The 22,258-nt window shown below is 68.1% G+C and carries 24 protein-coding genes and 1 pseudogene; 15 read left to right on the forward strand and 10 right to left on the reverse strand.

What is annotated here, in order from left to right; genetic code table 11:
- Positions 1-75 precede the first annotated feature (75 nt).
- Positions 76-696, reverse strand: coding sequence for a cob(I)yrinic acid a,c-diamide adenosyltransferase (locus tag GJV80_RS05455; RefSeq protein WP_154687016.1), 621 nt, complete (start codon positions 694-696; stop codon positions 76-78).
- A 160-nt stretch (positions 697-856) separates the two neighbouring features.
- On the opposite strand from GJV80_RS05455, the gene GJV80_RS05460 reads away from it, so the two are divergent.
- Together GJV80_RS05460 and GJV80_RS24720 are read left to right on the forward strand one after the other, a co-directional pair.
- Positions 857-2,233, forward strand: a complete 1,377-nt coding sequence (locus GJV80_RS05460; RefSeq protein WP_230208164.1) for a C39 family peptidase — start codon at positions 857-859, stop codon at positions 2,231-2,233.
- Positions 2,234-2,312: 79 nt separating this feature from the next.
- A complete protein-coding gene (locus tag GJV80_RS24720; protein WP_305070112.1) occupies positions 2,313-3,065 on the forward strand; it encodes a peptidylprolyl isomerase in 753 nt (250 codons plus the stop codon).
- Here the strand turns inward: GJV80_RS24720 and GJV80_RS05470 are convergent, their stop codons facing one another.
- On the reverse strand, positions 3,066-3,896 hold the full coding sequence (locus GJV80_RS05470; RefSeq protein ID WP_154687017.1) for an alpha/beta fold hydrolase: 831 nt from the start codon (positions 3,894-3,896) through the stop codon (positions 3,066-3,068).
- Positions 3,896-4,177 (reverse strand): hypothetical protein, encoded by a 282-nt coding sequence (locus GJV80_RS05475; RefSeq protein ID WP_154687018.1) that lies wholly within the window; start codon positions 4,175-4,177, stop codon positions 3,896-3,898. Before GJV80_RS05475 ends, GJV80_RS05470 begins: the two co-directional genes overlap by 1 nt.
- Positions 4,178-4,314: 137 nt before the next feature.
- On the opposite strand from GJV80_RS05475, the gene GJV80_RS05480 reads away from it, so the two are divergent.
- Genes GJV80_RS05480 through nucS form a run of 4 tightly spaced genes read left to right on the forward strand, consistent with a single transcriptional unit; the run spans position 4,315 to position 7,815 of the window.
- On the forward strand, positions 4,315-5,331 hold the full coding sequence (locus tag GJV80_RS05480; RefSeq protein WP_154687019.1) for an ATP-binding cassette domain-containing protein: 1,017 nt from the start codon (positions 4,315-4,317) through the stop codon (positions 5,329-5,331).
- Complete coding sequence (locus tag GJV80_RS05485; RefSeq protein WP_154687020.1) at positions 5,328-6,197, forward strand: ABC-2 family transporter protein; 870 nt, start codon at positions 5,328-5,330, stop codon at positions 6,195-6,197. Before GJV80_RS05480 ends, GJV80_RS05485 begins: the two co-directional genes overlap by 4 nt.
- Positions 6,194-7,069, forward strand: a complete 876-nt coding sequence (locus GJV80_RS05490; protein WP_154687021.1) for an ABC transporter permease — start codon at positions 6,194-6,196, stop codon at positions 7,067-7,069. The genes GJV80_RS05485 and GJV80_RS05490 overlap by 4 nt, the downstream gene beginning before the upstream one ends.
- A gap of 38 nt (positions 7,070-7,107) precedes the next feature.
- Positions 7,108-7,815 carry an endonuclease NucS gene (nucS, locus tag GJV80_RS05495; protein ID WP_154687022.1) on the forward strand — a complete coding sequence of 236 codons (708 nt, stop codon included), beginning with the start codon at positions 7,108-7,110 and terminating at the stop codon, positions 7,813-7,815.
- A 39-nt stretch (positions 7,816-7,854) separates the two neighbouring features.
- Here the strand turns inward: nucS and GJV80_RS05500 are convergent, their stop codons facing one another.
- Both GJV80_RS05500 and mce read right to left on the reverse strand, forming a co-directional pair.
- Entirely contained in the window at positions 7,855-9,255 is a 1,401-nt protein-coding gene (locus tag GJV80_RS05500; protein WP_154687023.1) for a hypothetical protein, read from the reverse strand.
- Positions 9,256-9,349: 94 nt separating this feature from the next.
- A complete protein-coding gene (gene mce / locus GJV80_RS05505) occupies positions 9,350-9,829 on the reverse strand; it encodes a methylmalonyl-CoA epimerase (protein ID WP_154687024.1) in 480 nt (159 codons plus the stop codon).
- Positions 9,830-9,910: 81 nt separating this feature from the next.
- Between mce and GJV80_RS05510 the strand changes: the two genes are divergently transcribed.
- The 8 genes and pseudogenes from GJV80_RS05510 to GJV80_RS24485 all read left to right on the forward strand — a co-directional run bounded on the left by GJV80_RS05510 (position 9,911) and on the right by GJV80_RS24485 (position 16,837).
- Entirely contained in the window at positions 9,911-11,062 is a 1,152-nt protein-coding gene (locus GJV80_RS05510; RefSeq protein WP_230208165.1) for an N-acetylglucosamine-6-phosphate deacetylase, read from the forward strand.
- Positions 11,063-11,154: 92 nt separating this feature from the next.
- A complete protein-coding gene (locus GJV80_RS05515) occupies positions 11,155-12,354 on the forward strand; it encodes an acetyl-CoA C-acetyltransferase (RefSeq protein ID WP_154687025.1) in 1,200 nt (399 codons plus the stop codon).
- A 25-nt stretch (positions 12,355-12,379) separates the two neighbouring features.
- Positions 12,380-13,375 (forward strand): methylmalonyl Co-A mutase-associated GTPase MeaB, encoded by a 996-nt coding sequence (gene meaB, locus GJV80_RS05520; protein ID WP_154687026.1) that lies wholly within the window; start codon positions 12,380-12,382, stop codon positions 13,373-13,375.
- A gap of 143 nt (positions 13,376-13,518) precedes the next feature.
- Complete coding sequence (locus GJV80_RS23145; protein WP_195909175.1) at positions 13,519-13,683, forward strand: hypothetical protein; 165 nt, start codon at positions 13,519-13,521, stop codon at positions 13,681-13,683.
- Positions 13,684-13,693: 10 nt separating this feature from the next.
- Entirely contained in the window at positions 13,694-14,506 is an 813-nt protein-coding gene (locus GJV80_RS24950) for a PH domain-containing protein (RefSeq protein ID WP_154687027.1), read from the forward strand.
- A gap of 119 nt (positions 14,507-14,625) precedes the next feature.
- A complete protein-coding gene (locus GJV80_RS05530; RefSeq protein WP_230208166.1) occupies positions 14,626-15,042 on the forward strand; it encodes a MarR family winged helix-turn-helix transcriptional regulator in 417 nt (138 codons plus the stop codon).
- 81 nt (positions 15,043-15,123) lie between these two features.
- Positions 15,124-16,347 (forward strand): annotated as a pseudogene (locus GJV80_RS05535) (methylmalonyl-CoA mutase); the annotation flags it as partial.
- A gap of 109 nt (positions 16,348-16,456) precedes the next feature.
- Entirely contained in the window at positions 16,457-16,837 is a 381-nt protein-coding gene (locus GJV80_RS24485) for a methylmalonyl-CoA mutase family protein (protein ID WP_255455537.1), read from the forward strand.
- Between the two features lie 19 nt (positions 16,838-16,856).
- Here the strand turns inward: GJV80_RS24485 and GJV80_RS05540 are convergent, their stop codons facing one another.
- From GJV80_RS05540 to pgm, 4 genes are all read right to left on the reverse strand, one after another.
- Positions 16,857-17,177, reverse strand: coding sequence for a DUF3349 domain-containing protein (locus tag GJV80_RS05540; RefSeq protein WP_230208167.1), 321 nt, complete (start codon positions 17,175-17,177; stop codon positions 16,857-16,859).
- 11 nt (positions 17,178-17,188) lie between these two features.
- Positions 17,189-17,449 (reverse strand): hypothetical protein, encoded by a 261-nt coding sequence (locus GJV80_RS05545; RefSeq protein WP_154687029.1) that lies wholly within the window; start codon positions 17,447-17,449, stop codon positions 17,189-17,191.
- 10 nt (positions 17,450-17,459) lie between these two features.
- Complete coding sequence (locus GJV80_RS05550) at positions 17,460-18,668, reverse strand: inorganic phosphate transporter (protein ID WP_154687030.1); 1,209 nt, start codon at positions 18,666-18,668, stop codon at positions 17,460-17,462.
- Between the two features lie 149 nt (positions 18,669-18,817).
- Positions 18,818-20,446 (reverse strand): phosphoglucomutase (alpha-D-glucose-1,6-bisphosphate-dependent), encoded by a 1,629-nt coding sequence (gene pgm, locus GJV80_RS05555; RefSeq protein WP_154687031.1) that lies wholly within the window; start codon positions 20,444-20,446, stop codon positions 18,818-18,820.
- A gap of 43 nt (positions 20,447-20,489) precedes the next feature.
- On the opposite strand from pgm, the gene GJV80_RS05560 reads away from it, so the two are divergent.
- Positions 20,490-21,410: a tetratricopeptide repeat protein gene (locus GJV80_RS05560; protein WP_195909176.1), complete on the forward strand. Its 921-nt coding sequence runs from the start codon at positions 20,490-20,492 to the stop codon at positions 21,408-21,410.
- Between the two features lie 26 nt (positions 21,411-21,436).
- Here the strand turns inward: GJV80_RS05560 and GJV80_RS05565 are convergent, their stop codons facing one another.
- The gene (locus GJV80_RS05565; protein WP_154687033.1) at positions 21,437-22,258 is read right to left on the reverse strand and encodes an NUDIX domain-containing protein; all 822 of its coding nucleotides are present in this window, start codon (positions 22,256-22,258) and stop codon (positions 21,437-21,439) included.

Here is a 22,258-nt window from a genome sequence, read left to right on the forward strand (position 1 = left end):
GACTCCTGTGCTTCGATGGACTGGCTGTCTTCGGACGGGTGTGTGCCGCGGTCCCAGTATGGCGGACCGCGATGATCAAGATCGGTCAGGGTTGCGGTCGCCGCCGGGAACCCACAGCACCTCCGACTCGGTGCCGTTGGCCACCCGGGTGAGGATGAACAGCAGGTCCGAGAGCCGGTTCAGGTATTGGATCGCCAGCGGGTTGATGCCGCCCGGCCGATCGCTCCCGGACTGCGCCGGTTCGGTCCCGTAGACCTCGACGGCGTGCCACGCGGTGCGCTCGGCGCGTCGGACGATGGTGCGGGCGACGTGCAACTGGGCACCCGCCGGGTTGCCTCCCGGCAGGATGAAGGACCGGAGCTTGGGCAACTGCTCGCCGAACCCGTCGCACCACTGCTCGAGTCGCTCGACGTACTCAGCGGTGATCCGCAGCGGCTCGAACTCCTGTGACTCGGCGAGCGGATTCCCGAGGTCGGCACCAAGATCGAAAAGCTCGTTCTGCACCTGGGCCAACACCTGGCGTACCTGATCATCGAGCCCCGGCAGGGTGAGCGCGACGCCGATCGTCGCATTGGCCTCGTCGACGTCGCCGTAGGCGGCAACCCGCGGGTCGGTCTTGGCGGTCACCGACATGTCGACCAACCGGGTTTCGCCGTGATCGCCGGTGCGCGTGTAGATCCTCGTCAGATTGACCACGGGCCCAACTGTAACCAGCAACCATGGACCTGGACGGCGTCACAGGTTTACGATCCGTGCAACGGGGGAGACAATCCTTGCCATCCGCAGTCGGATGGGTCAGGAATTGTCGTCAGGGCGGGCCGTGGGGCCCGCCGACTTCGAGTCGACGGAGGAAACCGTGGCTGCCAGTCCCGACAACCCAGCACAGGACGATGCAGGAGAGCAGAACGCCGATGCCCGCCACTGGTCCGCGCCGCGACGTACCGTTCTCGGTATGGCCGTAGGCGCTTCACTCGGGCTCGCCCTCGGTGGCCGGACCGATGCCGTCGCCGCCGGGAGCCGACACGAGGTCTCCGACCGGCACGTGCTCTACCGGCAGTTCACCGGTCCGGCGCTGCGCGCGGGACACCACGACGGCACGCGCTGGTCGCCCGCCGGGATCAGCATCGCCCGGCCGACCGGAACCTTCGACTATGTCGACCCGTTCGTCGATGGCGCGACCTCGGTGACCTACGAGACGGCCTCCTGGACCTCGCCGGTGGTGTCGACGCGGTTCGGCTACACCGAGTTGATCTCCTCCTGGGAGGTCGAGACTCCGGGCCGGTCCTGGGTGCAGCTCGAGGTGCGTGGGACCGACGAGACCGGGACGCTGTCGGGTTGGTACATCCTCGGCCGCTGGTGCGCCAAGGATCCCGACGACGGCGGAGCCATCTGTCGTACTTCGGTCGACGGCCAGGGCACCGCCCTGGCGACGGTGTGGACCGACACCCTTCATCTCTACGGAAGTCACACCCTGTCCGACTGGCAGTTGCGGGTCACACTGCTCCGCCCACAAGGAGGCCGGGAGACCCCGCTGCTGCAGACGGTCGGCGCGGTGGCCTCGGCCCTCCCGTCCGACCCGACGGTCCCGGCGAGCCCGACCGGGCCCGCCGGCGGCACCGTCCTTGACGTGCCGACCCTGTCCCAGGAGGTGCACAACGGGCACTATCCGAAGTGGGACAACGGCGGAGAGGCGTGGTGCTCGGCGACGTCGACGGCGATGGTGATCAAGTACTGGGGGACCGGGCCGACCGCGGACGATCTTGCCTGGGTCGATCCGCCGGTCGACGCCGAGGTGGACTACTCCGCACGCAACGTCTTCGACTACACCTACGACGGTGCGGGGAACTGGCCGTTCAACTGCGCCTATGCGACGACCTTCGGGCTGAAGGCGTTCGTCACCCGACTACGCAACTTCACCGAGTTGGAGGAGTTGGTCAAGCGGGGGATCCCGGTGATCATCTCGGTGTCCTTCGCCAAGGGTGACCTCGACGGGGCCGGATACGGCACCAACGGGCATCTGATGGTCGTTGTCGGCTTCACCGAGGACGGTGACGTCGTGGTCAACGATCCCGCATCGCACCTGATCGCCGACGACGGCCAGGTTCGGTTCACCTACCGCCGTGATCAACTCGAGAACGCCTGGGTGCCACATTCGGGCGGGACGGTGTACGTGATCCACCCGGCGCGGGTGCCGCTGCCGCCTGTTGTGGAGCATTCCGAGCCGAACTGGTGAGCGACGATCGGCGGGTCGGTCCGTGCCGTCCCGGCGCGTCGGCGACGTTGCGGGGTGCCCGGGTGCTTAGGTAGCGCCCGTGGTTGCGAACCCCCCTCGTCCGCGACGCCGCCACGCGGCGCGGCCACTGCATCCGGCGGCGCTGCTGTTGGTTTCACTGTTGTCCCTCGGCGTGCTCGTCGCCGGGTGTGGCCAGGTGCCGATGCTCAGCGCGGCGAACGGGCCGAAAGCCCCGGCCGCCAGTGCCCGACCCAATGCGCCGGCCGCGCCGGTCGACTGCGAATACACCGAGACCGGTACGCCCGCCCGCCCGGTCAGCCCTCCGCCGAGCACCGGGGTGACGATGACCGGCACGGCGACGGCGATGATCACCCTGTCGGCCGGCAGCATCGTGATCACGCTGGACCGTACCGATGCGCCGTGCACCGTGAACTCGTTCCTCTCACTGGCCGAGCAGAAGTTCTACGACAACACCGAATGTCCGCGGATGACCGTCGTCGCCAGCCTCTCGATGCTGCAGTGCGGTGATCCAACCGGGACACAGACCGGCGGTCCGGGTTACACGTTCCCCGACGAATTGAGCGGCGACGAGACCTATCCGGCCGGCACGGTCGCCATGGCCAACAGCGGACCGAACACCAACGGGTCGCAGTTCTTCCTGGTCTTCGCCGATTCCCGGCTGCCGCCCGACTACACGGTGTTCGGGCACACCGATCGGGCCGGGATCGCCGTCCTGGCCAAGATCGCCAGGGGAGGCGTCGACAACCGCAACGGGCCGGGCGACGGCAGGCCGAAGACCGCTGCCAAGATCATCTCGGTGACCGCCGGCTGATCAGCTACTCACGTCGCGATCCGTACGGGTGAGGAACGTCCGGAGCACGTCGGCGAAGATGTCCGGCTGCTCGGCGTGCACCCAGTGTGCGGCGTCCTTGATCGTCACGGTGCGCACCCGGGGGAAGAGTTCGGTCATCCTCGTCCGGGACTCGGGGCCGATGTAGTCCGACTTCGCGCCGGCAACCCAGAGCGTCGGTCCCTGGTAGGGCGGAGCGTCCAACTCGGGGAAGCCGCTCAACACATCGAGCCGATCTCCCAGCAGACGAAGGTTCATCTGCCAATGCCAGCGGGCGTCGGGATCCCCACCCCCGCCGCGGCGGAGATTCTGCAACAGGAATCCCCGCACCGTCGGATCCGGTACGGCGTGGGTCAGCTGCTGGTCCGCCGCCTGCCGGGACAGTAGGGTCACCAGGTCGATCGACCGCATCGCGGCGACGTACCCGGCGAACTCGGCGCGACCGCCATAGTCGACAGGGGCGACGTCGACGACGACCAGGCGCTCCACCAGGTCGGGTCGCAGCAGTGCGAGCGTCATGGCGATCTTGCCGCCCATCGAGTGCCCGACCAGGGTCCACGGCCGAGCGCCATTGTCCAGGTAGTCGCCGAGACGTCGTGCCATGCCGGGATAGGACAGCTCGCCCGACCACGGGGACCGGCCATGGTCGGGCATGTCGACCAGGGCGACGTGGTAGTCATCGGCGAACCGTCGGCCGATCGTCGTCCAGTTCTTCCCCTGGCCGAAGAGGCCGTGGCAGAACGCGATCTGCGGCGGTCGCCTCTCCGGATGGTGATCAAGCACCGTGACGAAAAGGCCCGGGTCTGGCGACATCAGCGCCGCCTGGTCCAGCAGCTGTTGTGCCAGTGCCGGCGCTGCTCGGTGCCGGAGACGAAACCAAGTCCCGGATCGGCCGGCCACACCACGACATGCGGGGTGCCCGGCCGGATGATCTGGTCGCAGCCGGGGCAGCGGTACTCCTTCACCGCGGATGCTCCGGCGATCGGTCGGACGACCCACCGGCCGTCGGTCTTGACCACCGATGAGGCGTGACCGGCCGCGAGCGGACGGGCCGGGCGCAGGTGCTTGCTCTGACGACGCCTGGAGGGTGCCATGTCAACGGCCGCCGACGTTGTACGCGATCACCGCACCAGTCTCCCAAAGCCGTTCGGCCCACGGGAATCGGGCGGACAAGAACGCTTTGTGCCAAACGCCTGGCGAAATGTCAGTGGGATGTGATTGGTTTCATCCCATGTCGGCGGCGATCCAGGTCCGGAACCTGAGGAAGACCTATGTCGTGCCCGAGCGCGATGCCGGTCTCAAGGCTGCGATGACGGCTCTGGTGCGTCGCCGGACCAGGTCGGTCGACGCCGTCAAGGACATCAGCTTCGACATTGCCGCCGGCGAGGTGGTCGGCTTCCTGGGCCCGAACGGCGCAGGCAAGACCACGACACTGAAGATGCTGTCCGGGCTGCTGCACCCGACAGCCGGTGATGCCGAGGTCCTCGGCTACACGCCCTGGCGTCGGGACCGGGACTACCTGGGCAGGATGACGTTGATCATGGGTCAGCGCAGCCAGTTGCAGTGGGACATCCCGGTGGTCGACTCCTACCGGCTCAACAAGGCGATCTTCCAGATCAGCGACGCCGACTTCGCGGCCCGGCTGGAGGAGCTGACCGAGTTGCTCGAGCTGGGCGAGTTGCTCCGCAAACCGGCTCGCAATCTCTCGCTCGGCGAACGGATGAAGTGCGAGTTCGCCGGGTCGCTGTTGCATCGGCCCCAGGTGCTGTTCCTGGACGAGCCGACGATCGGACTCGACGTGGCGATGCAACGGCGGATCCGTTCGTTCGTGGCCGAATACAACAAGCGGACCGGTGCAGTGGTGATCCTGACCAGCCACTACATGGCCGATGTCGAGGCACTCTGCAAACGCGTCGTGGTCATCCATCACGGCGAGCTGCTGTTCGACGGCCCGCTGGCCGACCTGGTGCGGACCTTCGCGCCGGACAAGACGATCACCGTCGAGCTGGTCGAGGGCAGCACGGTCTCCGGCGCGGACGTGGCGGAGCTGTTGGGTGGTGCGGTCGCCCGGGCGCCGTTCGAGCCGACCGACACCGGTTGGCGGGTCCAGGTGCCGGCGGCCGACACCGCGGCCGTCGCCGCCCGACTGTTGTCCCGGTTGCCGGTCGCCGACGTGACGATCGAGGACGAGCCGATCGAGGCCGTCATCGAGAAGGTGTTCGCCGTCCCGGCCGAGGGGCGGCCATGACGCTACCGACCCGTACCGGCCGCGAGCAGCTGGAACCGGCGCCGAACTTCGGCAGGTTCTCCTGGCGGGTGTTGCGGCAGTACTACCGCGGCGAGTTCGCGGCATCGACCGCGGTCAACGTCGCCTACCGCGGATCGGTGGTGATCTGGGTTGTCACCACGGTCATCCAGCCGATCGTGCTGATCGTCGTCTGGCGTACGGTCGCCGGGCCGACCGGTACGGTCGGCGGCTACACCGCCGACCGATTCGTCACCTACTTCGCGATCATGATGCTGGTCGACCATCTGACCTTCATCTGGCTGATGTGGGAGTTCGAGTGGCGGGTCCGGGAGGGGATGTTCTCGCCCTTGCTGCTCAGGCCGATCCATCCGATCCACAAGGACATCATCGACAACCTCTCCTACAAGATGATCGGGCTGCTCGGCGTGGTGCCTGCCATGATCATCATGATCATCGGCTTCCACGGCGACCTGTCCGGAATCGATCCGATCCAGTTGCTCGCGTTCGTTCCGGCGGTGATCGGTGGCGGCGTGCTGCGGTTCATCATCGAGTGGGTGCTTGCTCTGAGCGCGTTCTGGCTGACCAAGGTCTCGGCACTGAACAACCTGTACTTCTCGGTGCGGACGTTCCTCAGCGGCGGCTTCGCCCCGCTGTCGGTCTTCCCGCCGGTGGTCGCCGCGATCGCCAACTGGTCGCCGTTCCCGTGGTCACAGGCGTTCGTCGTCAACGTGGTGATGGGCACCACCCGCGGGAAGGACATCCTCATCGGGTACGGCGCCCAGGCCGGTTGGATCCTGGTGGCGCTGCTGGTGTTGCGGCTGGTCTGGTCGCGGGCGGTCCGGCGGTATTCGGCGGTGGGCGCATGATCGGCGGCAGCCGCGACGCGAGGCGGGGCACCCAGGACCGGGCGGTGGCCGTGGACCGTAGCGCGATCCCGCGCGGACCGATCGGCCACGGCCTGCTGATCGTCGGCACCTTCATCCGCCTCGGGGTGCTGAACATCGCGCAGTACCGCGGGGAGTTCTTCGTTTCGCTGGCCAACGGCGTGATCACCCTGATCACCCAGTTGCTCGGGCTGGCAATCATCTTCGGAAACACCCAGGCGTTGGGTGGCTGGACCCCGGCCGGCCTGCTGGCGCTGATCGGCGTGCACACCTTCCTGTCCGGGCTGATCGGGCTGGTCATCCAACCCTCGCTGCAGCAGCTCATGGAGGGCATCCGGCTCGGCACCTTCGACTTCCTGCTCACCAAACCGGCCGATTCACAATTGCTGGCCAGTGTCGCGGTGGTGGCGCCGGCCCAGGTGATCCAGCTGCTGATGGGTGCCGGCATCGTCGCCTACGCCTGCGTCTGGATGGGCACCGTGATCACGCCGCTGCAATGGCTCTATTTCGGCGTCACGGTGTTCTTCGGAGTGGTGATCGTCTACTCGTTCCTGACCCTGCTCGGCACCTGCTCCTTCTGGTTCGTCAAGCTGGACAACATCCTGGTGGTCTTCTCCTCGGCGTTCGGTCAGGCCGGGCGCTGGCCGATCTCGCTGTTCCCGGCGTGGATGCGGATCGTGCTCACGGTGCTGATCCCCGTCGCGTTCGCGGTGACCGTGCCGGCGCAGGCGCTGGCGAGTGGGGTGAGTGGCTGGCTGGTGCTGGCCTCGGGCGCCATCGCGGCGGTCTTCTTCGCCGGGGCCCGGGCGTTCTGGCGGTACGCCCTCCGGCACTACACCGGAGCCTCGGCCTGAGGCGGTCCCTCGGACGAGCACTGAGTAAGGTCTGCTCCGTGCGTTTGGTGGTTGCCGAGTGTCAGGTCGACTATGCGGGCCGTCTGACGGCCCACCTTCCGATGGCCCGACGGCTGATCCTGATCAAGGCCGACGGTTCGGTGTCCATCCACGCCGACGACCGGGCGTACAAGCCGTTGAACTGGATGAGCCCGCCGTGCGCGTTGAGTGAACTGGCGCCCGACGCGGTCTCCGCGCTGGCTGACGGGGTCGGCCGGGAGCTGTCGGCCGTCTGGGAGGTCAAGGGACGCGACGGGGACACCCTGCAGATCGCGCTCGGGGAGGTGCTGCACGACTCGAGCCATGAGCTCGGCACCGACCCAGGGTTGCAGAAGGACGGCGTCGAGGCTCACCTGCAGGCGCTCCTTGCCGAGCACCCGCACAGCCTCGGCGACGGATGGACCCTGGTCCGTCGGGAATACATGACCGCGATCGGTCCGGTCGATCTGCTCTGTCGGGACGCCGACGGTGGCTATGTCGCGGTCGAGGTCAAGCGTCGCGGGGAGATCGACGGCGTCGAGCAACTCACCCGTTACCTGGATCTGATGCGCCGGGATCCGCTGCTCGGCGACGTACGCGGCGTGTTCGCGGCCCAGCAGATCAAGCCGCAGGCCAAGGTGCTCGCGGCCGATCGTGGCATCACCTGCGTCACCGTCGACTACGACGCGCTCCGTGGCATGGACAATGCCGAGGACCGCCTTTTCTGACCGTTCTGAGGTCCGCGCCGACGAGTGACCAGGAGATGACTAGGAGTTGCCCGCGGCACGATCCTGGTCGGTCTCGACCGTGATCGTCGGCTCCTGGTCGTCCTCCTCATCGATGCCGGCAGCGGAATCGTTCGCCGACGCGTCGCCGGTGGCCGGGGCGAGCTTGATCGCCGGTCGGACCGCGGTCTCGTCGATGGCGGCGTCCGAGGAAAGCCCTGCCGCCGTTTCCGGCGGCTCGGCGTCGGAGAGTGTCGGATCGTCGGTGAACAGCCCCGGCTCGCCAGGTTCCGGCTCACTCGATTCCGGCTCACTCGATTCCGTTGGTAGGACATCCGGCTGGTCGGCGAACTCCTCGAGGTCTCCCGACAGGTCCGCCAACGGCTGCAGGTCGGGCACGTCGGTTGCGCTCTGCGACGCGAGAGCCGACAGACTCTGCAGCTGGTTGAGCACCGCCTGCTTGCGCTGGACCAGGTTGTCCGTCTCGCGCTTGAGCTGCTCCTTGCGCCACTGGAGTTCCTGGTGGGTCCGCTGGGTGATCCGCTCGGCCTGTTTCTTGGCCGCCGCGACCAGCCGCTCGGACTCTTCCCTGGCATCCAGCCGGATCCGCTCGGCCTCGGCCTTGGCCTCGGTACGGGCCGCGGCCGCTGCCGCGATGTCGGCCGCCAACCGTTCACCGGCCTCCTGGTGGTGCTGGGTTGCCTCGGTGAGGAGCTTCCCGGTCGCGGTCACCGACTCCTGATGCATCCTCTTCAGCTCTTCGTTGGCCGCCACACGCTCCTCGGCGACCTGCTTGCGGATCGCGGCCGCTTCCGCCTCGGCGTCCTTCTTGAACTGTTCCGCCTCGAGGTAGCCGGCCTGCCGAGTCGAATCCGCCTCGTGCTGTGCCTGACGGCGCAGCGCCTCGACCTCGCGCTCCGCGGCGGCTCCGACGGCCTGGGCCTCGGTCCGCGCCCGCTCCACCTCGGCCTGCGCATCCTGGCTCGCCCGCTGCCGCAACTGATCGAGTTCTGACCTTGCGGTCTTCCGGATCTGTGCACCGTCGGCCTCGGCCTGCTGTCTGAGACGGTCTGCGTCCCGCTGGCCCTCCGAACGGAGCTTGTTCGCGTCGACATTGGCCTGGTCGAGCATCTCCTGGGCCTGTTCCTCGGCCATCTTCAGGATGTGCCCGGCCCGGGCGCCGAGACTGGAGTAGTCGGGTTCGCCGGCCGGCCGGTTCTCCAGTTCCTTCCGCGTCGCGGAAAGTTGATCTTGAAGGTCGGAGATGGCGCTCTGCATCTCGACGGACTGGCGGGCGGCCTGCACGACCCGACCCTCGAGGCTCCGTACGTAGTCATCGACGGCGCTGCGGTCATAGCCACGCAGTGCGGTCGGGAAATTCCCTACGGCACTGGCCTTTTCGTCGAAGAGATTCAGGCCGGTTGATTCGTCCGAAGTAGACATGCGGTCCTCAGGGTCACCTGCTGGTTGCGTACGGTTCCATACCGTACCTCCCGCAGCTCCGACAAACCCGGATCCTCGGCTGTGTCTTGCAAGGCTAGTTTCCCCGGGGCTCCTCGACCAGTTCGATCAGCACTCCACCGGCATCCTTGGGGTGCACAAAGTTGATCATGCAACCAGCGGTTCCGGGACGCGGCTCCGGGAAGAGCAGCCGCAATCCCTGCTCGCGCAGCCTTTCGGAAATGGCTGCCAGGTCCGAGACCCGCAGGGCCAGCTGTTGCAGACCGGGCCCGGAGCGATCCAGGAACTTGCCGATGGGGGAGTCCTCCGACAACGGGGCGAGGATCTGGATGAGAGTCCGGCGATCGGTCGTCCGGCCGGCCGGGGCAAGCATCGACTCCACCACCTGCTGGTCACGATTCTCCTCGCGGTGCACCTCGACCAGCCCGAAGGCGTTGCGATAGAACGCAACGGTCGCCTCCAGATCCGCGGTGGCGACGCCGACGTGGTCGACGGCCTCGACGTACTCCGCACCGGGGACGTCGGCCAACGGGTCGGGCAGCTGGTCGCTGGTCATGACCCAAGTCTGCCGGGCCAGAGGTGAGGGCCGTACCCTGGTGCCCCCACGCCTTGAGGCGGGCACCGCGAGGAGGATTCCGTGACATCGGCGACTCTGGAAGGTACGACGCTGGACGGGCGGGGAGTCCGGATCACGATCGCCGACACCTGGATCACCGCCGTCGATCCGCTGCCCACCGCCGACCCGGACACGATCCTGCTTCCCGGCCTGGTCGACTGCCAGGTCAACGGGTTCGCCGGAGCTGACGTCAACGCCGAGGACGTGTCGGAGGAGACCATCGTCTCGCTGACCGAAGCTCTGGTCGCGGAGGGCGTGACATCCTTCTGTCCGACGATCATCAGCGGACCTCCGGAAAAGATCCTGCACGCAGTCCGGGTGATCAGATCCGCCCGTACCCAGGACCGGCTGGTCGCCGACTGTGTGGCGGGCATCCACATCGAGGGGCCGTCCATCTCATCCGACGACGGTGCCCGCGGCGCCCACCCGGCGGACGTCCTGCGGGATCCGGATCCGGCGGAACTGCAGGCCTGGCTGGCCGCCGCCGGCGGGCTGCTGCGGATCATCACGCTGGCCCCGGAACGACCCGGCAGTGACGACTACATCAGGGCGGCGACCTCGGCAGGCGTGCGCGTCGCCGTCGGGCACACCGCCGCGACCCCGGAGCAGGTGCATCGTGCTGCCGACGCCGGGGCGACCCTGTCGACCCATCTGGGCAACGGCGCCCACCGGATGCTGCCGCGCCATCCGAACTATCTGTGGGCCCAGTTGGCCGATGACCGGCTGATCGCCGGACTGATCACCGACGGCCATCATCTGTCGGCCGACACGGTGACGGCGATGATCCGGGCGAAGGGTCACCGACGCTCCTTCCTGGTCAGCGATGCTGCCTCGTTGGCGCACTGCCCGCCGGGTGAGTATCGGACGCCGGTCGGCGGATCGGTCACCGTCGACCCCGACGGCGCGCTGCGGCTCACCGGTACCAGTCTCGGCGCGGGCTCCGGGAGCTCACTGCGGGAATGCCTGCGCTGGGCCCTGGACAACACCGACTTCGGCGCCGGCCAGCTGCTGGACATGGCGAGCTCCGTCCCGGCCGGGGTACTCGGCCGGTCCGATCGAGGCGCCCTCAAGGTCGGCGGGCGGGCCGACGTTCTGGTGACCGACCGGGACCTGAGCCCGCGAGCCGTCGTGGTCGCCGGCCGCCCGCGTGAAAACCGCGGGGGTTCGGCCTAAGGTGCAACTGAGACCTGTCGCGGGTCATCAGCAGGCCGCCGGCCGGGTCCACAACAGGTCGTCGGTGACAACCAGCTGTCGAGGAGGACGTCATGGCATCGGTGATCGTCGGCGGAGCGCGGACGCCGATCGGCAGGCTGCTCGGGGGGCTCAAGGACCTGGCGGCAACCGACCTGGGCGGAATCGCGATGGCCGCCGCACTGGACCGGTCGGGCCTGAAGCCCGAACAGGTCGAGTACGTGATCATGGGCCAGGTGTTGCAGGCCGGAGCCGGCCAGATGCCCGCCAGACAGGCCGCCGTGAAGGCCGGCATCCCGATGTCGGTGCCTTCGCTGCTGATCAACAAGGTGTGCCTGTCCGGCCTGAACGCCATCGCCCTGGCCGACCAGCTGATCCGTGCCGGTGAGTGTGAGATCGTCGTCGCCGGCGGCATGGAGTCGATGACCAACGCTCCGCATCTGCTGCCCAAGTCCCGCACCGGCTACAAGTACGGCAACGTCACGCTGCGCGACCACATGGACTACGACGGACTGTGGGACGCGTTCACCGACCAGCCGATGGGCGCCCTGACCGATCGGCAGAACTCCGGACCGAACGCCGTGAGCCGGGAGGACCAGGACGCCTTCGCCGTACGGTCACACCAGCGGGCCGCCCGGGCGACGCAGGACGGCACCATGGCGGAGGAGATCGTCGAGGTCAGGGTTCGGCAGCGCAAGGGGGACGACCTGGTGATCAGCGCAGACGAGGGCATCCGGCCGGATTCCTCGCTCGAGGCGCTGGCTCGGCTGAAGCCGGCGTTCGCCCCGGACGGAACGATCACCGCCGCGTCGTCCAGCCCGATCTCCGACGGTGCGGCCGCGGTGGTCGTCGCCAGCCGTGAGGCGGCCGAGCGGCTCGGGCTGCCGGTGCTGGCCGAGATCGGCGCTCACGGCATGGTTGCCGGCCCCGATTCGTCACTGCAACTGCAGCCGGCCAACGCCATCGAGGCCGCCTGCAAGAAGGCCGGGATCAGCGTCGCGGACCTGGACCTGATCGAGATCAATGAGGCTTTCGCGACGGTGGGCGTGGCCAGCATGCGCGCCCTCGGACTGAGCGCCGAGGAAGCCGACCGCACGGTCAACGTCGACGGCGGGGCGATCGCCGTTGGCCATCCCATCGGGATGTCCGGCGCCCGGCTGGTGCTGCACCTGGTGTACGCCCTCAACCGGCGGGGCGGCGGCACAGCGGTCGCCGCGCTGTGTGGTGGCGGTGGCCAGGGCGACGCCCTGATCATCTCCGCACCCAGGGGCTGACCGGCTCGACGCGCCGGAATCCTGTATGCCTGAACCCGCGCCCGAGGGACTCGCTGATGAACGGGCTGACGAACTGGCGGTACTGGTCGCCGCGGCCCGGACCTGCAGGCCGCGTGCCGTCGCCCGATTGATCTCGATCGTGGAGAACGGCTCGCCGGCGCTCCGCGGGCTGATGTCCCGACTTGCCCCGGATACCGGCCGGGCACATGTCATCGGGGTGACCGGCGCTCCCGGCGTCGGGAAGTCGACGACAACAGCGACGCTCATCGCCGCCTACCGGGCTCGCGGACTCCGGGTCGGTGTGCTGGCCTTCGATCCGTCATCCCCGTTCACCGGGGGAGCACTGCTGGGTGACCGGGTCCGGATGCAACAGCACGCGCTGGATGATCAGGTCTACATCCGGTCGATGGCAGCCCGCGGGCACCTGGGCGGTCTCTCAGTCGCCGCACCGCAGGCAGTACGGGTGCTCGATGCCGCCGGCTGCGACGTCGTGCTGCTGGAGACCGTCGGCGTCGGTCAGTCCGAGGTCGAAGTGGCCGGCACCGCGGACAGCACTCTTGTGCTGCTCGCTCCGGGTATGGGCGACGGGATCCAGGCCGCCAAGGCCGGAGTCCTGGAGATCGGTGACATCTTCGTTGTCAACAAGGCCGACCGCGACGGCACGCAGTCGCTGATCCGCGAGCTGCGCACGATGATCGCAATGGCCGACCGGGACGCGGCGGCGTGGAAGCCGCCGATCGTGCGCACCGTCGCCAGCCGGGAAGAGGGCATCGACGACCTGGTGGCGACGCTGGACAAGCACCGCGCCCACGCCGAGGCCGACGGCAGTTGGCAGCGCCGCCGTCTGGAACGTGCCCGGTCGGAGGTCGAATCGCTGACCCTCCTCCTGCTGCGCCGCCGGATGCACGACGACCACCGGACGGTGCTGGACGATCTTGCCGAGGCCGTACGCGACGGTCGGGTCGATTCGTTCACCGCAGCCGACCGGGTGCTCGGCGACGTCACCGACCCGAAGGCCTAGCCGGACCTTAGTTTTTCGTGAAAGAAGCCTGGATCGGGTCGGTTCCGGCGCGCCCAGCACGCTGGCGGGGTTGATGCGCGGTAGAAAAGGCTGGGAGTGTGCTGTTGACTCCCGCAGAGCTGACAGACCAGGAGGAGTTCGCGATGAGATGGATCAAGCGCATCGTTGTGGTGCTTGTCGTGGTCTTCGCACTCTTCTACCTCTTCACCCGGCCGGCGGATGCCGCCGACGCCGTGAAGAGTGCTTTCGGGGCGGTCGGAAACGGACTGGACGCCGTGGTCACCTTCTTCACCTCGTTGACCTCCTGACCGGGCCGCGATGGCCGGGCTCTGGCGTACGGCGTTCGACCCGAGGGTCAGCGACCATCTGATCTCGGATGAGGGCGAGATCGTCGTCGACGAGGTGCGACGACACCCGATGGCCTTCCTCGGTCCCGGAGTGATCAGCTTCTTCGGCGTACTGATCATGATCAGTACGATCTGGGTTCCGGTCGCCGTCGCCTGGCTGCCGATGATCATCGGGCTGCTCTTGGTGATCACCGGCGGATTCAAGATGCTGGCCGCGCACATGGACCGCTTCGTGATCACCAACATGCGGGTCTTCCGGGTCCACGGGATCTTCTCCCAGCACACCGCGACGATGCCGATGTCAAGGATCCTGGACATCTCCGTGCACAAGCCGTTCCTTGGCCGGATCCTCAACTACGGCCACTTCGTCTTCGAGTCGGCCGCGGAGAACCAGGGACTGCGCGACATCCGCTTCGTCGCGCGCCCGGACCAACGCGACCTGACGATCCAGCGGGTGATCCAACGCTCCGGCCTGCGGACGAGCATGCGGCCCCTCGGCGGTTATCCATCGGCCCACAGCAGTCCGGCGACACCCGACGTCCCGGGCCGGGAGATCGGGCCCGATGCCGACGATGCGGCCCGCGGTGACGGGATCGGCGATGATGAGGTGAGCAACCAGCCGGGTGACCCGATCACCGGGGAGCAGGTGGCCGGCCGGCAACTCTCCGACGAGGAGTGGCTGGCCGGTGGATGGTCCGAACGCGATGCGGCCGACTACCGTTCCTCCGCTCCCGATACGCAGGGTGCCTCGCACGACGGGCTGCGGGACAACGACAGGAGCTGATCATCGACACCGACCAGCGGGCCCACCGGCACGGCGGGCACGATCGGCACCGGCTGCCGTTCGATCCGATCGAGGCTGCGGCGCGCACCTGGGAGCAGCGCTGGCCGGACCGGCCGCGGATGGAGGCGGTCACCTCGCTGATGCGGGTGCACCAGCTGGTGATCACCGAACTCGACGAGCTGCTGCGCCCCTTGGACCTGACCTTCGCCCGCTTCGAGGTGCTGGTGTTGTTGTCCTTCTCCCGTCGCGGGGCGCTGCCGCTGGGCAAGATCGGTGAGCGGCTCCAGGTCCATGCCACTTCGGTGACCCCGCTGGTGAAGCGTCTGGAGACCAGCGGCTACCTGACCCGCAACCGGCATCCCGAGGACGGTCGGGCGGTGCTCGCCGAGATCACAGCCTCCGGCCGCGCCGTCACCGAACGGGCCAGCAGCCTGATCACCGACGCCCGGTTCGGGCTGGGCTCGCTGGACGAGGATGAGTGCCGGGCGCTGACCGCGATCCTGGCCAGGCCGCGTGCCGCGGCCGGCGACTTCTAGGCCACGGTCCGAGGTGGCGGCCGACTCGCGGGATCACAGCAGATAGTAGGGCGGCCTAGTATCTGATCTGGAGGTGCGGTGATGACGGACCAGGCAGATACGTCAGACGGTCGCCGGCGCTGGCAGCAGGCCTACGACCGCGCGGTCGCCCAGGACAAGGTGCGGGACGCCGATTTCGGCACATTGTCAGGACTGGAGGTCGATCCCGTGTACGGCCCGCCGGACGGGTCGGCGGACCCCCGGATGGAGCGGATCGGCTGGCCGGGGGAGTTCCCCTTCACCCGCGGTCTCCACCCGACCGGATACCGCGGCCGGTCCTGGACGATCCGGCAGTTCGCCGGATTCGGCAACGCTCGGCAGACCAACCAACGCTACAAAATGATCCTGGGTGCCGGCGGAGGCGGACTCAGCGTCGCCTTCGACATGCCGACGCTGATGGGCCGTGACTCCGACGATCCGAGCAGCCTCGGCGAGGTCGGGCACTGCGGGGTCGCCGTCGACTCGGCCGCCGATATGGACGTGCTCTTCTCCGGGATCGATCTCGGCGAGGTCACCACGTCGATGACGATCTCCGGCCCGGCCGTGCCCATCTTCTGCATGTACGTCGTCGCAGCTGAACGTCAGGGCGTTGACATCACCGGGTTGAACGGCACGCTGCAGACCGACATCTACAAGGAGTACATCGCGCAGAAGGAGTGGCTGTTCGCGCCCGAACCGCATCTGCGGTTGATCGGCGACCTGATGGAGTACACCAGCTCGACGATGCCCGCCTACAAGCCGCTGAGCGTCTCGGGCTACCACATCAGGGAGGCCGGATCGACGGCCGCGCAGGAACTGGCCTTCACCCTCGCCGACGGCTTCGGCTATGTGGAGTTGGGCCTCTCCCGCGGCCTCGATGTTGATCAGTTCGCGCCCGGGTTGAGCTTCTTCTTCGACGCCCACATCGACTTCTTCGAGGAGATAGCCAAGTTCCGCGCGGCCCGGCGGATCTGGGCCCGCTGGATGCGGGACCGGTTCGGGGCCAGGACGGAACGGGCCCAGTGGCTGCGGTTCCACACCCAGACGGCCGGAGTGTCGCTGACCGCCCAACAGCCCTACAACAACGTGGTCAGGACCGCTGTGGAGGCGCTGGCCGCCGTACTCGGCGGCACCAATTCGCTGCACACCAATGCACTCGACGAGACCTTGGCGCTGCCGACCGAACGGGCTGCGGAGATCGCCCTGCGCACCCAGCAGGTGATCGGCGAGGAGACCGGGGTGGTCAATGTCGCCGACCCGCTCGGTGGCTCCTGGTATGTCGAGGAGCTGACCGACCGGCTGGAGGCCGAGGCAGAACGGATCTTCGCCACCATCGAGGAGATGGGGCAGCAGGGGGCGGGCGACGCCGCATCCGATCGGCCCCATCACCGCTGGATTGCTGCGGGGGATCGAGGACGGCTGGTTCACCGGGGAGATCGCCGACGCCGCTTTCGCCTACCAGACCAAGCTGGAGAAGGGCGAGAAGTTGATCGTCGGCGTGAACAGTCACACCGGCAGCGTGACAGGCGATCTGGAGATCCTTCGGGTCAGTCACGAGGTGGAGGTGGAACAACGTCGGGACCTGGCCGACCGCCGTTCCGGGCGTGATCAACAAGCCGTCGACGACTCTCTGGCCGAACTGGTCCGGGCCGCCACGGGCGACGACAACCTGATCGAGCCGATGCTCGCCGCGGTACGGGTCGAGGCGACGTTGGGAGAGATCTGCGGGGCGCTGCGCGAGGTGTGGGGCGACTACCAGGAGCCGGCCCGCTTCTGAACCGGGCGGCGACCCGCGATCAGTCGTCGGTCGCGGCCGGATCGGCCAGCGGCCATGCGGTGGCGAGCTTCGACCTGACCCGTGCGACATCCTCCTCCCGCGGCAGCTCGTTGGTGATCTTGGTGATCTGCACGCCGATGTCGATGTCGTCAATGGCGGCATCCTCGGCGTGGATCATCGCCCGCGCCACCGCGCGCACCTCCTCGCCGGACAGTCGGCGGCTGAGCAGGGCGAACAGCGGGACGTAGTCGGTCTCGGGAACGCCGTCCGGGTATCCGGCACGCAACCAGTCGATGATCCGGGCGAGAACCATGGGTGATCTCCGGCCGTCGGCGTCCATCCGCGTTCCTCTCAGTGGAATAGCTGCTTGCCGAGGACGATGACAACGATGCCGAACAACGCGATCGCCGAAACGATGGCGAGCAGGAGAAAGCCGATCACCCGGCCGCCGACGGTCGGCGTACCCGACAACGAGCCGTCGGCGGTCACGGTACGGCCGGAGTTCAGCGAGCGGAGGGCCAACGCGAACAGTGCGGGCAGGCCGGCGCCCAGCAGGACGCCGACGGCAACCACCTTCCACAGGGCGTTGACGGTGTCGAGCACGATCTCCATGTCGGTCTCCTCAGACGCCGGCCGGTTGGCCGGCCGCGGGCGTCGGCTGCTGGTCGGCGACGGGGACCAGTCCGCCTTGCCACTCGGCGTTGACGTTGCCGGCGTCGACGAGGTTGCGGCGGGAGCGATGGAAGATGTAGCCGGACGCACCGATCAGCACCAACAGCACAACGCCGGTGCCGACGTTCGGCCCGAGCGCGTTGGCGATGGCCCAGCAGACACCCCCGACCAGTCCGGCGGCCGGCAACGTGATCAGCCAGGCGACGACCATCCGTCCGGCAATGCCCCACCGAACCGACGCGCCCTTCCTACCCAACCCGGAGCCGAGGATCGAGCCGGTGGCGACGTGAGTGGTGGACAGCGCCATGCCCAGGTGCGAGGAGGTCAGGATCGCCGCGGCGGAGGCGGTCTCCGCGGCCATGCCCTGCGGTGATTCGATCTCCACCAGACCCTTGCCGAGCGTCCGGATCACCCGCCACCCGCCGACATAGGTGCCCAGCGCGATGGACAGGGCGCAGGCGATCTTGACCCAGACCGGAATGGAGTCGGTGCTGGTCCAGCTGCCGTACGCGATCAGCGCCAGCGTGATCACGCCCATGGTCTTCTGCGCGTCGCCGGTGCCGTGGGCGAGCGAGACCAGCGACGCCGAGCCGATCTGACCCCAACGGAAACCCCTATCACGGGTTTGCGGGCCGACTCTCGCGGTGATCGCGTAGACCAGTCTGGTGCCGATCGCCGAGACCACCGCCGCGACGACCGGTGCGAAGACGGCCGGCAACGCGATCGAGGTGATCACACCCGACCACTTGACGCCGCCCCAGCCGAGGGCTGCGATGGCCGATCCGATCAGGCCGCCGAACAGGGCGTGGGAGGAACTCGACGGCAGGCCGAAGAGCCAGGTCGCCAGATTCCACAGAATGCCGCCGACCAGCCCGGCGAAGACGATGGTGAGGATCGGAACACCCATCAGCGAAGGGATCGGAGCACCGGTGTCGCCCTGGATGTTGATGATCTTGTTGCTGACGGTGAGCGCGACCTGGATGGACAGGAACGCTCCGATCAGGTTCAGCACGGCGGAGAGGGCAACGGCGACCCTAGGCCTCAACGCACCTGTCGCGATGGAGGTCGCCATCGCGTTGCCGGTGTCATGAAATCCGTTGGTGAAGTCGAACGCCAACGCGATGCAGACGACCACGATCAGGATGAACAGGGCTTCCACGCGAAACAGTCAAGCGCGCCCGGTCGGCCGCCGTCGACCGAACGGCCGGCCTGTGGCCGACATGTCGTCAAGAGTTCAGCGGCTGTGGCCGGGTGTTTGCCGAATGTTCAACTTGGCGGGTCGTTCCGGGGTCGCCGAGCCATGGCAGCCTAGAGAACGGCGTTGACCACCTCGCGGGCGGCGTCCTGCACGCGGGCCAGGTGATCAGCGCCCTTGAACGACTCGGCGTAGATCTTGTAGACGTCCTCGGTGCCGGACGGCCGGGCCGCGAACCAGGCGTTGTCGGTGGTCACCTTGAGGCCGCCGATCGGCGCACCGTTTCCGGGCGCCTCGGTCAACACGCCGGCGATCTTGTCGCCGGCGAGCTCGGTGGCGGTGATGGCGCCGGCGTCCAGCGCCCCCAGCTTGGCCTTCTGCTCCCGGTTCGCCGGCGCGTCGACGCGGGCGTAGGCCGGGTCACCGTGCCGGTCGGTCAGGTCGGCGTAGTGCTGGCTCGGAGTCTTTCCCGTGGTGGCGAGGATCTCACTGGCCAGCAGGGCCAGCAGGATGCCGTCCTTGTCAGTGGTCCAGGTACTGCCGTTCCTGGCCAGGAACGACGCCCCGGCCGATTCCTCACCGCCGAAGCCGATCGACCCGGTCTGCAGTCCCTCGACGAACCATTTGAAGCCGACGGGCACCTCGATCAGGGTCCGGCCGAGATCGGCGGCCACCTTGTCGATCATCGACGAGCTGACCAGGGTCTTCCCGATGCCCGCATCGGCGCGCCAGCCGTTGCGATGGGCGTACAGGTAGCCGATCGCGACGGCGAGATAGTGGTTGGGGTTCATCAGCCCGGCGTCGGGCGTCACGATCCCGTGCCGGTCGGCGTCCGCGTCGTTGCCCGTGGCGAGGTCGTAGGCATCCTTGTTCTTGATCAACGACGCCATCGCGTTGGGTGAGGAGCAGTCCATCCTGATCTTGCCGTCGGTGTCCAGCGTCATGAACGCCCACTGCGGATCGACGGTCGGATTGACCACCGTGAGGTCCAGGCCGTACGTCTCAGCGATCCGTCCCCAGTATTCGACGCTCGCACCGCCCAGCGGGTCGGCACCGATCCGTACGCCGGCCGCCTTGATCGCATCCAGATCCAGCGCCAGTGCGAGGTCGGCCACGTAGCTGCCGAGATAGTCGTACCGGCGCACCGTGCCGATCGCCGATTCGAAGGGTGTCCGCGCGATCCGGTCGAGATCACCCAACAATTCGTTCGCGCGGGAGGCGATCGCCTTGGTGGCATCGGTGTCGGCCGGTCCGCCATGCGGCGGGTTGTACTTGAAGCCGCCGTCCCGCGGCGGGTTGTGGGACGGTGTGACGACGATGCCGTCGCAGACGTCGGCCGGGCCGGCGTCACGGTTGTGGTTGATGATCGCGCGGGACACCGCGGGTGTCGGGGTGTACTGGTCGTCGCGTTCACAGCGGACGGTGACCCCGTTGGCGACAAGCACCTCGATGGCCGTCTTCCAGGCCGGCAGGGACAGGGCGTGGGTGTCCTTGCCGATGTACAGCGGTCCGGAGATGCCCTGGCCGGCCCGGTACTCGACGATCGCCTGGGTGGTGGCCGCGATGTGTGCCTCGTTGAAGGCCGTGTCCAGGCTCGCGCCGCGGTGACCGGAGGTGCCGAAGACCACCTGTTGCTCCGGGTTCGCCGGGTCGGGCCTCAAGTCGTAATAGGCACCGATCACGGCGTCGACGTCGATCAGGTCTTCGGGCTGCGCGGGGGTTCCTGCACGAGGATGGGCCATGGGCTCATTCTGCACGCTTCCGGGCTTTGGCAGGATGGACCCCATGAGCTCAACACCGACCAATCCCCGTGGTGCTGTCGACCTGTCCGCCATCGCGGAGCAGGCAAAGAAGGCGCAGGGTTCGCCGGGCGGCGGGACCGGCGGGGCGTCCTACGTCGTCGAGGTGACCGAACAGACCTTCGACAACGACGTGCTGCGCCCGTCCCTGAACCACCCGGTGATCGTCGAGTTCTACTCGCCACGGGTCCAGGGCGCCGAGCAGCTGTCGACCGCGCTGGCGGAGTTGGCGACCGAGGCGGAGGGCAAGTTCCTGCTCGCCCGGATGAACGTCGACACCGCTCCGCAGTTCGCGCAGTCGATCGGCCTGCAGGCCGTGCCTACCGTCGTCGGCGCGCTCCAGGGCCAATTGATCCCGCTCTTCCAGGGGGTGGTCGACAAGGAGCAGATCCGCCCGGCCCTTGACCAGGTGGTCAAGGCGGCGGTGGCCAACGGCATCGTCGGGCGCGCCGAGCCCACTGGATCCGTCGGCGGGACCGAGGACGGCGGCGAGCCCGATCCGCGGTTCGCCGCGGCCTACGAAGCGATGGAGACCGGCGACTTCAGCACCGCCGTCGAGGAGTTCGACAGGCTGTTGCAGGCCAACCCCAAGGACAGTGAGGCCGAGGCGGGCAAGGCGCAGGCGTCCCTGCTGCTGCGGACCGCCGATCTCGACCTTGACGCGGTGATCGCGGCGGCAGCCGGTCCGGAGGCGGGTATCGATGCGCAGTTGGCCGCAGCCGACGCCGAGGTCGCCACCGGGCGGGCCGAAGACGCGTTCGCCCGGCTGGTGGGCGTGATCCGCAGGACAGCAGGCGATGAGCGCGACAAGGTCCGCATCCGGCTGCTGGAACTCTTCGGGACCCTCGGCAACTCCGATCCCAAGGTGCAGAAGGCGCGCCGGGACCTGATGACCGCGCTCTTCTGATCCGGCCCTTCCTCGGCCGGATCAGATCAGACCGGCCGGCCGTCCTCCATCGTCAGGGTGCGGGTCAACGTGCCGCCGGCATCGAGCGTGGTGATCGCAGACAACCGGCGGAAGGACAGCGCCGTGAGGTGTGGTTCGGCGTCGGCGATGTCGATCAACCGCACTGCCCTGATCTCGGTCGGCTGGAGGACGAAGCCGGCGATCTCCTCCTCGGTGACCGTGCCACCGTCGAAGATCAACTCGCAGGCGTCGTCCCAGCCGAGATAATGGGGCATCCAGTCGACGGCGAGCAGCCTGCCCAGTTCGATGTCGATGCCGAGTTCCTCCTTGACCTCGCGGATGGCGCCCAGCCGCGGCGACTCGTCCGGCTCGACGATCCCACCCGGCAACTCGAAGTCGGACTTGAAGACGGTGTCGCACAACAGGACCCGTCCGGTGACGTCGCGCATCAGCACGTGGGCGATCAACCGCTTGCGTGGCAGTGCCGAGTTCATCACACCGGAGAATCCGTCCGGACCGTCGACCTGGTCGTCGTCGAGTCGAGCGAAGATCAACTCGTCGGTGAACCCGCCGTCGGAGGCGATGATCACCTGCCGCCGTCGGCCCTCGAGGCGGAAACCGGCGCGCAGCAGCGCGCGCCGGGCGTCGGGATCATCGGCCCGCACGTCTGCCTCCAGGCGGTGCAGCCCGCGACGCTCGAAGGCGTCGTCGGCCGCCGCCATGATCGCCCGGGTGAGCGAATCGGGACCACCGCGCAGCCCAGGCGCTAGGCCCGAATCCAGCCGCGTCCAGCTGAGCGATCCTGTCTGCTGCCCGGTGGACTCGATGGTGACCTCGAAATCTGTCAC

It is taken from the genome of Microlunatus sp. Gsoil 973 (assembly GCF_009707365.1).
GTDB lineage: Bacteria > Actinomycetota > Actinomycetes > Propionibacteriales > Propionibacteriaceae > Microlunatus.

What these genes read in the sequence shown, in the direction of transcription:
- GJV80_RS05560 (WP_195909176.1), top strand. Translation starts at nt 20,490, where the DNA reads ATGAGCTCAACACCGACCAATCCCCGTGGTGCTGTCGACCTGTCCGCC.
- GJV80_RS23145 (WP_195909175.1), top strand. Translation starts at nt 13,519, where the DNA reads ATGAGATGGATCAAGCGCATCGTTGTGGTGCTTGTCGTGGTCTTCGCA.
- GJV80_RS05490 (WP_154687021.1), top strand. Translation starts at nt 6,194, where the DNA reads ATGATCGGCGGCAGCCGCGACGCGAGGCGGGGCACCCAGGACCGGGCG.
- meaB (WP_154687026.1), top strand. Translation starts at nt 12,380, where the DNA reads ATGCCTGAACCCGCGCCCGAGGGACTCGCTGATGAACGGGCTGACGAA.
- GJV80_RS24950 (WP_154687027.1), top strand. Translation starts at nt 13,694, where the DNA reads ATGGCCGGGCTCTGGCGTACGGCGTTCGACCCGAGGGTCAGCGACCAT.
- GJV80_RS05475 (WP_154687018.1), bottom strand. Translation starts at nt 4,177, where the DNA reads ATGGCACCCTCCAGGCGTCGTCAGAGCAAGCACCTGCGCCCGGCCCGT.
- GJV80_RS05545 (WP_154687029.1), bottom strand. Translation starts at nt 17,449, where the DNA reads ATGGAGATCGTGCTCGACACCGTCAACGCCCTGTGGAAGGTGGTTGCC.
- GJV80_RS05485 (WP_154687020.1), top strand. Translation starts at nt 5,328, where the DNA reads ATGACGCTACCGACCCGTACCGGCCGCGAGCAGCTGGAACCGGCGCCG.
- mce (WP_154687024.1), bottom strand. Translation starts at nt 9,829, where the DNA reads ATGACCAGCGACCAGCTGCCCGACCCGTTGGCCGACGTCCCCGGTGCG.
- GJV80_RS05515 (WP_154687025.1), top strand. Translation starts at nt 11,155, where the DNA reads ATGGCATCGGTGATCGTCGGCGGAGCGCGGACGCCGATCGGCAGGCTG.
- GJV80_RS05500 (WP_154687023.1), bottom strand. Translation starts at nt 9,255, where the DNA reads ATGTCTACTTCGGACGAATCAACCGGCCTGAATCTCTTCGACGAAAAG.
- GJV80_RS05470 (WP_154687017.1), bottom strand. Translation starts at nt 3,896, where the DNA reads ATGTCGCCAGACCCGGGCCTTTTCGTCACGGTGCTTGATCACCATCCG.
- GJV80_RS05480 (WP_154687019.1), top strand. Translation starts at nt 4,315, where the DNA reads ATGTCGGCGGCGATCCAGGTCCGGAACCTGAGGAAGACCTATGTCGTG.
- GJV80_RS05540 (WP_230208167.1), bottom strand. Translation starts at nt 17,177, where the DNA reads ATGGACGCCGACGGCCGGAGATCACCCATGGTTCTCGCCCGGATCATC.
- GJV80_RS05530 (WP_230208166.1), top strand. Translation starts at nt 14,626, where the DNA reads ATGGAGGCGGTCACCTCGCTGATGCGGGTGCACCAGCTGGTGATCACC.
- pgm (WP_154687031.1), bottom strand. Translation starts at nt 20,446, where the DNA reads ATGGCCCATCCTCGTGCAGGAACCCCCGCGCAGCCCGAAGACCTGATC.